This is a genomic window from Paludibaculum fermentans (genome assembly GCF_051172195.1).
In the GTDB taxonomy this organism is placed as follows: Bacteria; Acidobacteriota; Terriglobia; order Bryobacterales; family Bryobacteraceae; genus Paludibaculum; species Paludibaculum fermentans_A.
In genome coordinates this window covers 1,730,845-1,745,510 of sequence record NZ_JBPJAQ010000001.1, presented here as the reverse complement: position 1 = coordinate 1,745,510, position 14,666 = coordinate 1,730,845, and the positions used below count along the sequence as shown (strand labels likewise).

9 protein-coding genes are annotated in these 14,666 nt (G+C 62.6%); all 9 read right to left on the bottom strand.

Annotation, left to right across the window (positions count from 1 at the left end; genetic code table 11):
• Positions 1-10 precede the first annotated feature (10 nt).
• Entirely contained in the window at positions 11-1,327 is a 1,317-nt protein-coding gene (locus tag ACR9Y2_RS07085; RefSeq protein WP_435040362.1) for a BamA/TamA family outer membrane protein, read from the bottom strand.
• 168 nt (positions 1,328-1,495) lie between these two features.
• Entirely contained in the window at positions 1,496-2,170 is a 675-nt protein-coding gene (locus tag ACR9Y2_RS07080) for a response regulator (RefSeq protein WP_435044826.1), read from the bottom strand.
• Between the two features lie 241 nt (positions 2,171-2,411).
• Positions 2,412-2,792: a hypothetical protein gene (locus ACR9Y2_RS07075; protein WP_435040361.1), complete on the bottom strand. Its 381-nt coding sequence runs from the start codon at positions 2,790-2,792 to the stop codon at positions 2,412-2,414.
• Between the two features lie 172 nt (positions 2,793-2,964).
• Positions 2,965-3,594: a response regulator gene (locus ACR9Y2_RS07070; protein WP_435040360.1), complete on the bottom strand. Its 630-nt coding sequence runs from the start codon at positions 3,592-3,594 to the stop codon at positions 2,965-2,967.
• A gap of 13 nt (positions 3,595-3,607) precedes the next feature.
• Positions 3,608-6,655: a sensor histidine kinase gene (locus tag ACR9Y2_RS07065; protein ID WP_435040359.1), complete on the bottom strand. Its 3,048-nt coding sequence runs from the start codon at positions 6,653-6,655 to the stop codon at positions 3,608-3,610.
• A complete protein-coding gene (locus ACR9Y2_RS07060) occupies positions 6,630-7,730 on the bottom strand; it encodes a glycoside hydrolase family 16 protein (protein ID WP_435040358.1) in 1,101 nt (366 codons plus the stop codon). Before ACR9Y2_RS07060 ends, ACR9Y2_RS07065 begins: the two co-directional genes overlap by 26 nt.
• Before the next feature lie 41 nt (positions 7,731-7,771).
• A complete protein-coding gene (locus ACR9Y2_RS07055) occupies positions 7,772-11,356 on the bottom strand; it encodes a TonB-dependent receptor domain-containing protein (protein ID WP_435040356.1) in 3,585 nt (1,194 codons plus the stop codon).
• A 245-nt stretch (positions 11,357-11,601) separates the two neighbouring features.
• Positions 11,602-13,407: a glycoside hydrolase family 97 N-terminal domain-containing protein gene (locus ACR9Y2_RS07050; protein ID WP_435040355.1), complete on the bottom strand. Its 1,806-nt coding sequence runs from the start codon at positions 13,405-13,407 to the stop codon at positions 11,602-11,604.
• Between the two features lie 57 nt (positions 13,408-13,464).
• The gene (locus tag ACR9Y2_RS07045) at positions 13,465-14,661 is read right to left on the bottom strand and encodes a hypothetical protein (RefSeq protein WP_435040354.1); all 1,197 of its coding nucleotides are present in this window, start codon (positions 14,659-14,661) and stop codon (positions 13,465-13,467) included.
• Positions 14,662-14,666: the final 5 nt, after the last annotated feature.

The following is a 14,666-nucleotide window of genomic DNA, read 5'->3' as shown; positions in this document are numbered from 1 at the left end:
TTTTCTCTCCTTAGTACAGTGGCTGGCCGGCGTTTGTCCCGAACCGCCGCGTCGCAAACACGTCGTTGAACTTGAACCATACCTGGAAGCCCTCGTGGCTGAAGCCCACATCCACGCGGACCGCGGTCCGGTTGCGGGCATTGAACCGCAAGCCAAATCCGACCGACGACTCCAGATCCCGGAAATTCAACATACCCCTGCGCGGGAAGACTTTACCGGCATCGGCAAAAATCGCCCCATCCAGTCCGCTGAAGATCTCCCAGCGGTATTCGGCGTTCAGAACCATTGAGTTGCGGTCGTTGAACCGGAATGGCCGGTAGCCCCGGAGGTCATCCGAACCACCCAGGAACGGCTGCATGTAGAACGGGATCTGTTCATTGCGATCCGTGTCGCTCAACCGAGCCTTGGCACGCAGGGCGATCACCCGTGTCTTGTTGAAGAACCCGATGTACTGTTGGAGATCCACATCCAGCCGCCGGAAACTGTACGTCCCGATGCGGTTGTCGTGATACCAGGTGTATTGCATCACGTAGTTGCCGCCCTGCTTTGGGCCGGCCGGATTATCGCGGTAGTCCCATTGGGCAAAGGCACCGTTGCGCAAGTAGTTGGTTTGGACATCGATCCCGGGGGATTGGGCCGGAGTGAAGACGGAGTCGGCCGAGGCGAACCGGCTGTCTCGGCCGCGGCCGACATTCGTCCATAGATACCCGCTGGTCTCGCCCAACACCAGGTTCTTCCAGGGCCGCAGCGCCAGGGTGCCATCCACACTGGTGTCTTCCAGCAGGAAGTTCGTCCGGAACTCCTTCGGCGTGTCCGGACCCGTCCCATAGTATTGAATCGACGGGTAGTAGCGATGCACGGCGACCGCGTCGAAGGCGAGCTTGCCCTTGGCCAGCTCCGGCATGTTCATGGCCGCGTCCATCCTGTAGTACTTGCGCGTCGAAATCTGCGCCGACGCCCTCACGTTCATCAGGCCGTTGGCCAACCCGTTCCGGTAATACTCCGGCCCGATCGCGAAGCCGCCGCTGGTCACCATATTGCCGATCTTCGGCCGGAAGCCGTGGATGCCCGCCGCAAACCGCTCCATGTAATGCTGATCACGGAAGTCGCGCAGGCGGCGCTCGGCAGGCGACACTTCGTCCGGTTTCAGCTTCGCGGCCTTCTCGGCCCGCTGCTTTTCAATCTGTCCGGCCCTGGTCGGCTCCTGGGCGCCGGCTCCGTCGGCCAGCAGGAGCAGGCCTGCCAGGCTCGACCATACCGTAGACTTCCAGCCGGGCCAGTAGGCCCATTTCCGGATTGCACCAGCGGTGCTGATTGGATACCTCATTCTTCGCTCCTCACTCGGTTCTTTGCCCCGCTCGTGCCAAAACAAACAAGATAAGTAAACCTAGTAATCGGACTAATCAGATGGGGCAGCCTCTGGGTCAGGACGCGGACCTGAGGGTGCCAGATGGAATACTTGCTGCCGGATCTTCAGCGTCACCCCGGCAGCAGCTTAAAGCGCAATAAACCCGCGAGTCAAGGCAATGGTCACAGCATGAGTCCGGTCATTCGCGGCCAGCTTGCTGAGAATGTTCTTCATATGCATCCGCACCGTCTCGTCCGCAATGGACAGGTGGGCGGCCACTTCCTTGTTGCGGTTGCCTCGCGCTACCAGTCGCAGCACCTGCACCTCCCGCGGCGTCAATGTCTCTTCCCCAAGATGATCGGCCAGCGCCGACGCCACCTGGCGGGGGATCGCCTTCCGCCCGGAGTGTACCTGGCGGATTACGTCGAGCAATTCTCCGTTCGGCATGCCCTTGAGGACCAGGCCCTTCACACCCGCCTCCAGCGCCCGCAGCATATGCGCGTCGCCCTGCAGGCCCGTGATCACGACGATGCGGGCGGTGGGGAACTCCGCCAGAATCTGCCGCGCCACAAGGTCGCCGGACACATCCGGAAGCTGCAGGTCGAGTGTCACCACATCCGGCCTCAGCTTTCGGAACGCCGCCACGGCTTCCTCTCCACTGGCTGCCTCGGCCACCACGACCATGCCTTCCTGCTTATTGATTACCGCCGCGAGTCCTTCCCTCACCAGCGGATGTGCATCCACCGTAAGGACCCGAATTGCCGCTTTCGCGGATCTCAAGCTCCAACGAAGCTCAGGCCCTGCCCAGGAGGCTTGTGGCATCGAGCTGGCAATTGCCGCCATGTTCCTTGTGTCCTTCCGTTTTGGGTCCTTGTTGCCGCTTCGACCCTACGTATCTAATATGCGGGAATCGCAAAAGGAAACTATCCCGATATGTAATGATTGTTATCTACCTCTGTAAGCGGGATCACACGCTACCACTTTTGAGGTAACACTGTTTGTGTAGTACGCCAACGCGCGCCGGCCTCAAATGCTCAACGAAGAGATTGCCGGCTTCCACGGCCTACGGCTTGGGGCTTCGCGGCAGATGCGGGATGATGATTTCGCGCCGCCCAAACAGCCGCGCATCCAGGGAAAATGCACCCGGGCCCAGGAAGACCACCGCGATTGCGACGATGACGATCAACACGACGGACAGCGGCGCATTGAACAGGTTCTGGGCGGGAGCCGGCAGCCAGGACATGCCGACACTGACCGCCTCCGCCGCCACCAGGGCGCCAGAGATGGGGGTCATCAGGCCAAGACTCAGGGTAAGGCCAGCTAGGATGCAGGCCAGTCCCGCGATCGTGATCCAGGCCGCCGCGTCGTCGCGGCCAGCCAGGTAGACAGCGCCCTGAAGACCTGCCGTCACGCCCGCCGCGGCACGAAGCAGCAACAGGCCCACTCCAGGCCACCCGCCTGGAAACGTTGAAAATAGCCTCTGCAGCTTGCGTCTCCTTCAACACCGACCGTGCCCTAAATGCGCACCTGACAGTAAGGTAGCGGCTGGGCGAGCAAAGTGAATCCCTCGACTTCGGCACATGGTTCTACCTCCATCGTGTTAGGTGTTCCGGGCCTCAAAGTTGAATGACCCCACGCCTCACCGCAATCGCCACCGCCTGCGTTCGATCGCTGGCCCCGAGCTTTTCCATCAGATGCTTCACATGCACCTTCACCGTTTCTTCGGAGATGCGCAGCAGCTCGGCGATGTCCCGATTCCGGTTGCCTCCTGCGAGATGGCGCAGCACGTCGATCTCGCGATCAGTCAGCGCCTCGTCGCTGAGATGCTCGGCCAGTTGTGCCGCTACCTCGGCCGGCAGCCGCTTCTTGCCTGCGTTCACCTGCCGGATCACCTCCACCAGTTCTTTAGGCGGCATGCTTTTCAGCAGGTAGCCGCGGGCGCCGGCGGCCAGGGCGCGCTGGATCTCCACGTCACCCTCGAACGTTGTGAGCATGATGATGCGCGCTTCGGGAAACTCCGTTCGGATCGCTATGACCGCGTCGATTCCACTCATGTCAGGCAGCCGCAGATCCATGAGCGTCACATCCGGCAGGTGGTTACGGTATGCCTGGATCGCTTCACTCCCGCTGGCCGCATCCGCGACCAGCACCATGTCGGGCTGGTTGTTGATGATCGTCGCGATGCCTTCCCGCAGCAGTGGATGATCGTCCACGCTGAATACCCGAATCTGTTTTTCTTCGTTCATCCCGCTCCTTCACTCAATCTTTGGTCCTGCCGGTCCGTTTCCCGCCGAACGCGATATGGTTCGGCACCGACAGCTCGACTTCGGTCCCGGCCGTCGGGCTGCTGTAGACATGCAGTTTTGCGCCAATCCACTCCGCCCGCTCTCTCATACCGGGCAATCCCCAGTGCCCTTCACGCCCTTGCTTCAGCACATGCGGATCAATGCCGCAGCCGTCGTCCCGCACCAGGAAGCGGAACTGCTTGGCCGTGTACTCCAGCTCCACCTCAATACTCCTGGCTTGCGCGTGGCGGAATGCGTTGACCACCGCCTCGCGGCCAATGCGGTAAACCTCGTCGCGCAGAATCGGATGCATCGACTGCGGACGCCCCTGGACAATCACCCGGAAATTGATGTCCTCCTGGATCCCCAGCTCCTGCTGGATGCGGGAGAACGCCTGATCCAGGTCGTGGATCTCGCTGCGTTGTGACCGCAGCCCCTGCACCGCGTTCCGCCCCTCCTCGATCACTTGCGACATCAGCTTCAGAATCCGTTCCAGCCTCGTCTTGGCCGGAGACTCATCCGGCAGAGTGTCCGCCGCCACATGCAATTGCATCGAGGCGCTGAGGAAGCCCTGCAGCAACGTATCGTGCAGGTCCTGCGCGATCCGCGTGCGCTCGGCCAGCCGTTCTTCGAACCGCATGTTCAACTGGCCGGTCAACTGCATCAACCTCAACCTGTAAAGCGCCACGATCATCAGGATCAACAGGGCCGCGCCGCAGAGGCGGAACCACCATGTCTGCCACACTGCCGGCTCGATCTCGAACTTCAGGGTGGCCTCATTGCCGTTCCAAACCCCGTCGACATTGCTGGCGATTACGCGGAACCGGTAGGGGCCCGGCCCGAGATTCGTATAGACAGCTTCGTGTGCCGGTGTGGGTTCGCTCCAACCCCGGTCGAACCCATCCAACGCATAGCGGAACCGTACCCGCTCCGGCACCGACAGGCTCAGGCCGACGAAGCCGAACGTGATGCGCTGCCGCCTGGCCGGAACCCGCGCCGGGTTCCCCAAGGCCACCGCCGCCCCGTCTGCCGCCAGCGACTGGATATGAGCGATGGAGGGCGCCGAGACGATTGTCTGGCGGACCGGGTCCACCACGGACAGGCCGCGATTCATCGAGAACCAGATGCGTCCATCCGGATCGGCGGCAACGGACCGGTGGCGCTTCACCCCCTCGACACTGTGCAGCCCATCGGCCCACCCAAACTCCCGCAACGCTTCGGCCGGCGGCGCCCCTTTCAGAAGAAGTCCGCACTGCACCCTCAGCACCCGGTTCGAGCCCGAAAGCCAAAGGGAACCGCGCTGGTCAATGGCAAGGCCCAGGATAGGTTCCTTCAAGGCCGCATAGTCACCCGCCACCTTCTGAATCCGGCCTCCGCGATAGTAGGCGAGCCCCGCCGAGGTCCCTATCCACAGGACGCCATTCGCATCTTCCGCCAGGCTGCTGACACTTTCCGAGGGCAGCCCGTCTTTCTTGGAGAAGGTGCGCCAGCGTCCCTGTACCAGGGCGCTGAGGCCCTGCGGAGTGGCGAACCACATCGTCCCATCGGCACCCTCGAGAATCGATGAGACCGTATTCGACGCCAGCCCGTCAGTCACTTTGAAGTTCGTAAACCGTCCATGCTCCAAATGGCTGACCCCTCCACTCAAGGTGCCGGCCCAGACTGACCCGTCCCGCCCGCGATGCACGGCATAGACGCTGTTCTGCGCCAGGCCATTGGCCTTTGTGTAGGTCTTCGCCGTGAGGACGCCACGTTCCACCCGCAGCCCAGTCAACCCGCCGCGCTGCCGGCCCACCCACAACTCGCCGGGCGCGCCGCCAATGGAGTACACGACATCCCGCCCCAGGCCCTCCGCCTGCACCGCCGAGACCTTCCCGTTCTCCAGCTTGTAGAGCCCGCCGTCCACGGGAGCAAACCAGGTCCGGCCTGCACTCTCGGGAAACACTGGCCCGCTATTCTCCGAGGGCAATCCTTCCGGTTCACCGTAGGTCACGAACACGCTGTCGCGCAGGCGCTCCACGCCGCTGGCGCTGCCCATCCAGATGTTGCCTTCGCGATCCTCGAAGACCGCGGTCACTGCTTCAAAACTATGTTTGGAGACATCGTCCAGCAGCGAAACGCCGTGCGCATTCAGGCGGATGAGCCCCTGGGCGTTAGTGCCCACCCAGATGTTCTCATCCCGGTCGCGAGTCAGCGCCAGTGCGCGCACCGGCGCCGGAAAGACCGGCAGCTTCGCCGTGACCAGTTTGTGCCCGTCCCAATGCGCGATGCCGTTATCTGTGCCCACCCACAGCTGACCCTCTCTTGTGGAGAGCAGGCAATTGATCTTGGGATCGGGCAGCCCTTCGGCCACCGCCTCCGCCTTGCCCCGCTGCAAACGAAACAGACCCGCGTCCCGCGTCCCAATCCAGATGGTGCCGGGCGTCGTTTCCGACACCGACATGACTGGCGAACGGGAAAGTCCAGTCGTCGTGACCTGTGTCTCGAAGCGGTTGCCCTCATACTTAATGGCGCTGCCTTCCCCTTCCAGCACCCACACCAGCAGCGCACCGTCCTGCATGCGGCCCATGGCGGTGACTGTCGATGTGCGACGCCCCAAGGCGGCCATCACGTTCTCAAAACGGCCATCCTTGTAGCGGAGGAGCGTCGGCCGGCGCAAACGAACCCACAGCCCGCCATCCCGGTCCCCCATCAGGCCCAGCACGTGGCCGACGGTCAAATTGGAATTCGAATCGCGGATGAGCTGGAAAGACGTACCGTCAAACCGCACCAAACCCTTTTCCGTTCCGAACCACAGGTACCCGTCCGCGGTCTGTGCGATGTCATACACTGCTCCTTTGGGAAATCCGCTCTCGGTTCCCCAACGATCGCGAACATACTGCGACATGGCCCGGTTCGGATCCACCGCCATGGCGGGCGCGGCCAGGCACAACACACCCGCCGCGGCGAGCAGCCAGGGCCGCAGGCCGTTGTACCAACCTCGGAAGCTGGTGCGGTTAGGGCAGATACTCGAACCTCTCAATCACCACCTCGGCTTCGTTGCGTTGAGGCGTCCGCGATTTCCCATAGACATAGAGATTGAGGTGAATGGCCTCCCCACCCGGCGATGGGACACCCGACGAAAAGACGTGCTCCGAAATGACCGGTCCGCCGCCCTGCAGTCCATTCCCGCGCTGCGCTTTGAACGCCACTCGACCAGGCTCCCAGCGGAAGGAGTATGTGATCAGGCCGGGCGGCGACATGTAGCGGACCACATTCACTGGCACATAGTACGGCTGAATCGTAAACTGTGAATTCTTCGATCCCGGGTCGCCCCAGCGGCTGATCTCAATATCAATTTCCCTGTGGTTCTCGTCTACTTCCTGGTCGTCCCAGGTGAAGAACCCCAGGACAGATGCAGGCTCCAGTTTGGCCACTTCACGAACGACAAACACATAGGATCCGTAGCCCAGGCTACGCTCGAGATACAGTTCACCGCACTCCCACCCGTCCACCCCCTTCGAGATACGCATGTGCAGCATTCCACGCTCATCCGTCCACACATTCTTCGCCGAATAGGGGTTCGCCGCACCGCCCCGGTCGCTGGGCAGCACCCTGACTTTCCAATCGTAGCCTCCGAAATGCAGGGATGGCGCGACCAGCGACGACGGACCCACACCACTCACCTCGGAGACGGCATGGATCTTGCCTCCGGGGTGCGGCAGGCTCGGCATCGTCGGCTCGGGCGAGTAATCCCGATCCACCAGCAGCGCCGCATAATCCGTACCCATGTGCGTCGGGCTTTTCCAGGTGGAGTCGGGCAGAATCTCGGTGTTCGGCGTATTGGAGAAGGGCTGTACCCACCAGACGCCGCTGCGCGCATAGATCACCAGTTTCTGGCCAGGCTTGGCGCCTTTCACCCGGCCCGCAATGCCGTCGATGAGCTTAGGGCCGCCTGGGCCGACGGCCGGGACCATGGTGAACTCGATGGAAGGCTTGGCCTCGTTCGCCTGCGGCCGGGAGCACCCCGTGAACAGACAGCCAACCGCCAACAGTACGGCTCCGGCTCTGTGCGCCGGCCTGCTCGACATGCTCTGCTCGTTGCGCGCTTCAACCACGGATTCTCAATTTTCGCGCCCTTCGCGGGGAGAGTGGAAACTCACCAGTCAGCCCTCAACCCCAATTGGATTTTTCGTGGAGTGAACCAGTCGCTGCTCCCCACCACCTGGCCAAACAACGGACTCGCGGTGTTCACGTTGATATTGCCCCACAGCGTCCTGTTGAATGCATTGAGAAACTCCCCGCGAACCTGCAGGCGCACCGCCTCCACCGGGTGAAACGCCTTTTGTACCGCCAGATCTTCCGACATCTCCCACGGACCCCGCAATTGGGAGAGTTTATAGGATGTGTTGCCCCGTTGGTAGCGCCCCAGCGTGGTGGGGTTCACCAGCAAGGGTGTGTTGACATAACGGTTCGCCGTACCTGGCAGGCTGATGCGGCTCATGTCGAGTTGGCCCGCGTCCCAGCCCGTATCCAACGGCAACCCGTCTGGATTACGCGCATAGCCGCGATTGGTCGCGAAGTTGCTATTCGGCGTACCCGACCCGCTGACACCCAGCGCCCAGCCGCTGTTGTAAGTGCCGATGTAGTGAAGTGTCCAGCCGCCGGCCAGCAGTTCCAGCCCAACCGGCAGCGATTGCCCGAACTTCCGGCCCCGTCCGAACGGCAACTCATATTGCACAGCCGTCTTGAAGACGTGCGAGCGGTCCGCATCGGAGACTGACTTGTCCAAGCGCTGGTTGTAGTAGTCCAGCGGACGTCCGCTGTTGGCGCCCCACGTATCGCCGAAGGCGGAACGCACATTGTCGATCGATTTCGAGAAGGTGCAGTTCCACAGAAAAGAGAGCCCACCCGAATAGCGCTTGTTCACCTGCAGTTGCAACGCGTGATAGGTGGAGAACCCTAGCGGGCTATCCGCGCTCTTGATCTCGTTGGTGCCCAACATCTGCGGATAGTGCAGCAGCGTCTGGTAAGCCGGCACCCGGATGCCCGCATTCAGGAAAGGGTACCGCCCGCCGGCCGCGGCCACTGGGGCCGGCAGTTCGGCCTGGCTCGAAACGGTCACCCCCAAGGCGTCTCCCAGGGCCAGAAACCGCGGATCCAACTGGTTCAGCCGCCGCAGTTCGTTGGCCTGGATCCCGGTGCTCTTGGAGCCCACATAGCCGGCGTCCACGACGATGCCCGCCCTCAGTTCCCGTTGGACGTTCAGGTTCCACTGCTGCGTGTAGCCGTTCTTGCCGGCATTGGGATCGTAGCTCACGATGCCCCAGATGCCGGGCGAGCCGTTCGCCAGCGAAGCGTTCTGCGGCAGGGGACGATTCACACCCGGATACGGATTGTTCCAGTTCCAGGCCGCCTGGTAGTCCACGGTCGTGCTGACGCGATTCTCCTGGCCAAACCCGGCGGTCTGCGCCCACGGCACGCCGGACCAGCCGTTCCCGTTCCGCGCCAGATAGAAGATCCCGTAGGCGCCGCGTACGGTGGTTTTGGAGTTCACCTGGTAGGCGAATCCGAGGCGCGGCGAAAAGTCGGTGTAATGATTCGGAGCAAACGTCCGCCGGTCCGCGCTGGCGAATTCCAGTGCGCCGGGCAAGCCCCAGACGGGATCCACCACGTTCGTGTTCCAGTTGCTCAGCCGGTTGTACTGTTCCACCGGCAGCGGCTGGTAGTCCCAACGCACGCCCAGGTTGAGCGTCAGGCGGCTGGTGGCGCGGAAGTCGTCCTGCAGGAACAAAGCGAAATTCGTGAACCGCGAGCCTGTCGGCGTCGGAGTCGGGACCGTCGCGCCGGCCACCTCGCCCAGCAGCATGCTGGCGAAGCCGTTGCCCGTTTGCGTGAACCCCGGTAACCCCGTCTGCGCCTGGCTGAAGCTGATCGCCGCCGGTCCATTGTCCGTCCGCCACCGCAAATAGGACCGCCGCCAATCGGCGCCGGCCCGCAGGGTATGCCGGTTCCGAACCCACGAGACCGTATCAATCGCCTGGAAATTCTGTCCCGCGCCGAAGTCGTTCGTCTGGAATCCCAAGGTGGGGTAATTGGCCGGGTAGTTGTTGGAACCAAACTGGATCTCAGGGAAGTTGAACTCCTTTGAGAATCCGCTCAGCCCCAGCGCCGACACGCCGTTCTCACCCAGGTGCGCCGACAGGCTCGGATTGCGCTGGCGGTTGAAGCCCAACTGCAGATGGTTCAAAACAGAAGGTGACAACGTCCAGTCGTAGGCGGCACGCCCATACCAACTGCGGACCCATTGCAGCCGGGCGCGCGACAGCGGTCCGCCGGAGGCGTCGTTGAAATCCCACACCCCGCCCTGATCCAGGATGGTGCGCGGCCGGTCGATATAGGAAAACGACCCGCTCAACTTGTGCGCCGCCGACAGGTAGTGGTCCAGCTTCACCGAAAACTGGTTCTGCGTGAATCCCGCCTGGTTCGACACGGGAAAGAAAGAGTTGTTCAACAGCGGCACCAGTCCGCCGGCGCCTTTGACCGTCGGCGAGTAATGCTGCCGGAAGATCGCCCCCAGCTTCTGCGCCGGGGCTGAAATCCGGCTTTGCGGAATCACGTTGCCGGCAAAGATGTCGCGCACCACTTGGCCGTTCACCGTCCGCGTAGAGGCCGGGTCGTAAATCGCACCCTGGTTGACATTGCGTCCTTGTGAATCCTGGCCCAACACCGCGCCCGAAAGCAGGCGGCTCAGATTGCCGTCCCAAAACTCGTCCAGCGGCACCGTCACCGTGGGCGAACCGCCGCCCGCATACGACTCTTTGTAGCGCTCATACGCCGTGTAGAAGAATGTCCTGTCCTTGCCTTTGTAGACACCCGGCAGCACCACCGGCCCGCCCAGCGATCCGCCCCAGTTGTTGCGGCGATCCCGTTGCCGCGGCCGGCCAAAGTAGTTGTTCACGAAGGAATTGGCGTCCATCCATTCGTTGTGCAGGAACCCGACGGCCGAGCCATGCACCCGGTTGGTGCCCGATTTCATTACGAAATTGAAAACACCCCCGCCCGTGCGTCCAAACTCGGCGCTCATCCCCGAGGTCTGTACCTTGAGCTCCTCGAAAGCCTCCAGCGAGGGGCTCGATTCGCCGAACTGCCCGCCAATGTAGATGGTCGCGTCGGCGCCATCCAGCACCACCGCCTTGGAGAAAGCCGCACTGCCGTTGATCCGGCTTTCATAGTTGTTGCCGCTCACCCCCGGCGTCAGCTTGTAAGCGAAATTCTCCGCATAGCGGCCGCCGCTGAAACTGAGCGGCAGGCTGGTGAGCTTCTCATGACCCAGTACGGTGCCGACGTCCGGCGCATCGGTCTGCAGCAGCGGAGTCTCCGCCGTCACCTCCACCGATTCCGTCAGCATGCCCAACTGCATCTGGGCATCGATGCGCACCACTTGCGCGGCGCTGAGGACCACCCGCTCCCGGATCAACGTCTTGAAGCCGCTGCCCCGGAACGTCAACCGGTAGGCGCCAACCGGCAGGTTCGGAACTGTAAACAGCCCCTCCTCATTCGTACGGGTCTCATATTCAGCATTCGTCGAAATCGCCTTGATGCCAAGGTCGATGTTTTGCACCGGCGCCCCGGACGCATCGCTGATCCGGCCGGTCAGTGTCGCCCGGTCCTGTTGACCGGTACAAAGAAAAACCAGTGTGAACACAACTACGGCGTAGCGGGAAACAGTGCTGCATCCCATAGCTCCCTCCGGTCTGCAACAGATTCGTATAGACCCACACCCTCCGCGGCCGGATTCCGGCTTGGGGCTCAGTGCGGACCACCTCGGCCAAACCCAGTTCGGCGGGGTGACAATTCCTGACTTTTATTAAGGATAGTTCTAAGGAGGGACTGAACACACCCCCATTCCTCGCAGGATTCCCCTACCTCGAAATGGTGATGAAGTCCCGCCTGGATCGAGGCGCGTGCCCGGCTATGGCGCGCAACTTACTGTAATTCCAGGGCGAACCCACCGGAGGAGGCCAGGTGCAGTTCCAGGCTGTCGTGGGCGGTCACAGCTCGCCGTTCCAGCCTCACCTCGCGCGCGGTGGCGCCATCCGTGTAGACAGTGGCTGTCATCCGGGCCTCGGCAGGCAGGAAGGAAAGTGGCAGATGGATGGTCCTCGCCTGGTCATTTGTAATGCCGCCCACAAACCACCGCTGGCCAGACCGCCTGGCGATGACTACTGACTCGCCCGGACGGCCGTCCAGGACGCGCGTCTCGTCCCAAACAGTCGGCACATGGTCGAATAGTGCCAGCGCCGGGTTCGTTTCGTCGACATCCGCGGGCCGGTCATACCAGTACATGAACTGGAACGGGCTGTAATAGAAAATCGACAGCGCCATCTGGTGCGCGGCCGTGTTCTTCAGCCGAGGGGTCGACCAGCAGATGGTGTAGTCAGCCGCTCCGGCGAGGTAACGGGTAAACGGCATCACTGTATTGTGCGCCGCCTCGGGAAACTCCTCGTTGCCGCGGATCCCCTCCTGCGTCAGGAGATTGGGCCAGGTTCGACTCATACCAGTCGGCCGGAACTCGTCATGAACGTCCACCATCAGGTGATGGGCCGCCGCCTGCGCCACCGCATCGTACAGCCAACGCGTCCAGCCCTGGCTGCCGGTGTTCACGAAACCGTACTTCACCCCGCTCACGCCCCATTTCTCGTACAACGGCAGAATCTGGTCGAGCTGACGTTCGATCGCCCGCCGGTTCACATAGAGCAGCACCCCGATCTTGCGGCTCTTCGCATAGGCGATCACCGCCGGCAGGTCCAGCCCCTGATACTCCGGTTCCTTCCGCAGCCGCAATGGATCCACCTGCACCCGCGAGGCGTCCGACTCGTCGCTGTATTCGAGCCCGTACCACCCGGCATCGAATTCGATGTAGCTCAGCCCGCGCCGGACGGCGAAGTCCACCGCTTCGCGCGCGCCCTTCGTCGACAGTGTGACTTCCCGCAGTACCTTGCCCGGGCGGATCCACGACGTGTCGGCGATCCGTGAGGGCGGACACAGATTCAGCAGCAGGTAGTTGTGCTCCAGCAAGTCGCCCGGCTTCTGCCCCACCAGGATGACGCGCCAGGGCGTCTCGGACGCCATTGCGCCGCCAGCCAGTAACCCCGTCACGACACCGGGCCGTTTGGCCGGATGCGACAGCCGCATCGACGAATAGTCGCTGAGCGCGGCCTCCGCGATCGCCGCAAACACCCCATTCGCGTACTCCAGTGTCAGCGGGCGCTCCGCATTTGGCTTCAAATCGTCCACTGGCACCTTGGCATACCGCGCCTGCGCTCCGTGTGTTTCCCAAACGAGAGTCCCTGGCGGCAGCGCGAACTCCGTGGCTTCGTTTTCAATCGCCCCTGCCTGCGGCAACCGGTAGCGGAACGCCAGCCCTTCGTCATAGGCCCGCACAATCAACTGCAGCGATCGCCGCGGCGGGATCGTCTCCTGCAATTCAACAACCGCCTCTTCATAGCGGTCCGGGATCAACGTCCGCTCGCCATAGACCGGCTTCCACTGCGAGGAATGGGTCGTATGTGTGGCCGTGCCCACTCGCAGAAACGGACCCAGCGGGGCTGCGCCGTCCAGCACCAGCCCGAGGGCCGACTCCAGGATCAGCGGCTGTCCCCCATATTGAACACGGTACTTGTTGCCCTCGATGTGGAAGACCAGCCGCCCATCCGGCGACTTCATCTCGAAACTCTGCGCCTGGCAGAGGGAAACCATGCTTGCGGTCAGAAGAAAACGGGCAAGTCCCATGACAGATATCATCTGATCACAGTCCTTGCCCGTGGACGGCGGGAGGGGAACCGCCGTTTACTTCTTTTTCTTGAAGATGTCCTTCAGTGCCTTTGTCGCTTCACCCACGCTTTGCGCCGGCGCCGCCCCCATTCCGGCCAGTGGCAGGTTCGGGAAGTTCAGGCTGTACTCCCGCACAGTCTGGATCTGCTGGCTTTGGAGCACGGCCAGTTGCTGCAGGGCCACGTCGAAATTGTAGGCGTTGCCCACCCCGCCATTGGGCGCCCGGTTGCGGAACAGCCGGAACGTCGCATCGCGAGACTGCCCGGGATTCAGCACGAACTGCGGATCGGCCTTGTTGCCCTGCACCACACCAATGCCCGTGGCGCTGGTATCGTAGGTGCCTGCCCGGCCCCAATAGTACCGCTGACCCAGGTTGTCGATGACCGTGCTCGTCCCCGCCTTGTACCCGAGTATGAGCTGCTCGCCCGAGACGTTGCGGATCCGTACATTCAAATGAACTACGTGATAGCGGCTCTCATTGCTGGGGATGACGCTCTTTACCTCCGCAATGAACGGACCCGCGTTATAGCAGCGCTGCAATCCCGCGCAGGCATCGGCCACCGGAGCCTGCGGCGCGGCGACGGCCGGAGCGGCGGCCGGATGCGGCACGCCCACTGGCGCTGGAGCCACGGCTGGCGGTTGCGCCATCGACGGCGCGGCCTGCCCCGGTGCGTTGAAACTTGTGTTGTTCGTCAGCGCCTTGAAGTGCAGCGCATGTTCCGGCCCCAGGCGGATCTGATTGCCCGGCAGCGGCACAATCTCGCGGATGGTCAGTTCCAGTTCAAAGCTCAACCCAAACACTACACCACGCGTCGGCTCCCAGATCAGCTCAAACCGCCCGTCGCTCGCCTCGCCCGGCTGCAGCACGAACTTTGAGTCCGCGTTGCGCCCCGAGATCTCACCGATGCCCCGGATCGTGCTCGCCGCATAGCGGTTGCCCTGATCGTCAATCGCAATCCCGGAGCCGCTGACATAACCGAGGATCAGCGGCCGGTTCGTCTTGTTCTGGAACCGGATCGACGAGGTCAGCACCTTGTACCGCCCTGACGTGCTCGTCCGGAAATCGTTGATGGTCGCCAGGAACGGCGTCACTTCGGCGCACGCGTTACGCCCCGCGCACAGCGGACCCATCTGCGCCTGAGCCGGGCTCCCCATCGCCAGCAAAACCGCCGCGGCGCCCAGCGGCACTAGACCATTCAATCGTTTCTTCATCTTGC

Coding starts and splice junctions, on each gene's coding strand:
- ACR9Y2_RS07085 (WP_435040362.1), bottom strand. CDS start 1,327: ATGAGGTATCCAATCAGCACCGCTGGTGCAATCCGGAAATGGGCCTAC.
- ACR9Y2_RS07080 (WP_435044826.1), bottom strand. CDS start 2,170: ATGCCACAAGCCTCCTGGGCAGGGCCTGAGCTTCGTTGGAGCTTGAGA.
- ACR9Y2_RS07070 (WP_435040360.1), bottom strand. CDS start 3,594: ATGAACGAAGAAAAACAGATTCGGGTATTCAGCGTGGACGATCATCCA.
- ACR9Y2_RS07055 (WP_435040356.1), bottom strand. CDS start 11,356: ATGGGATGCAGCACTGTTTCCCGCTACGCCGTAGTTGTGTTCACACTG.
- ACR9Y2_RS07050 (WP_435040355.1), bottom strand. CDS start 13,407: ATGGGACTTGCCCGTTTTCTTCTGACCGCAAGCATGGTTTCCCTCTGC.
- ACR9Y2_RS07045 (WP_435040354.1), bottom strand. CDS start 14,661: ATGAAGAAACGATTGAATGGTCTAGTGCCGCTGGGCGCCGCGGCGGTT.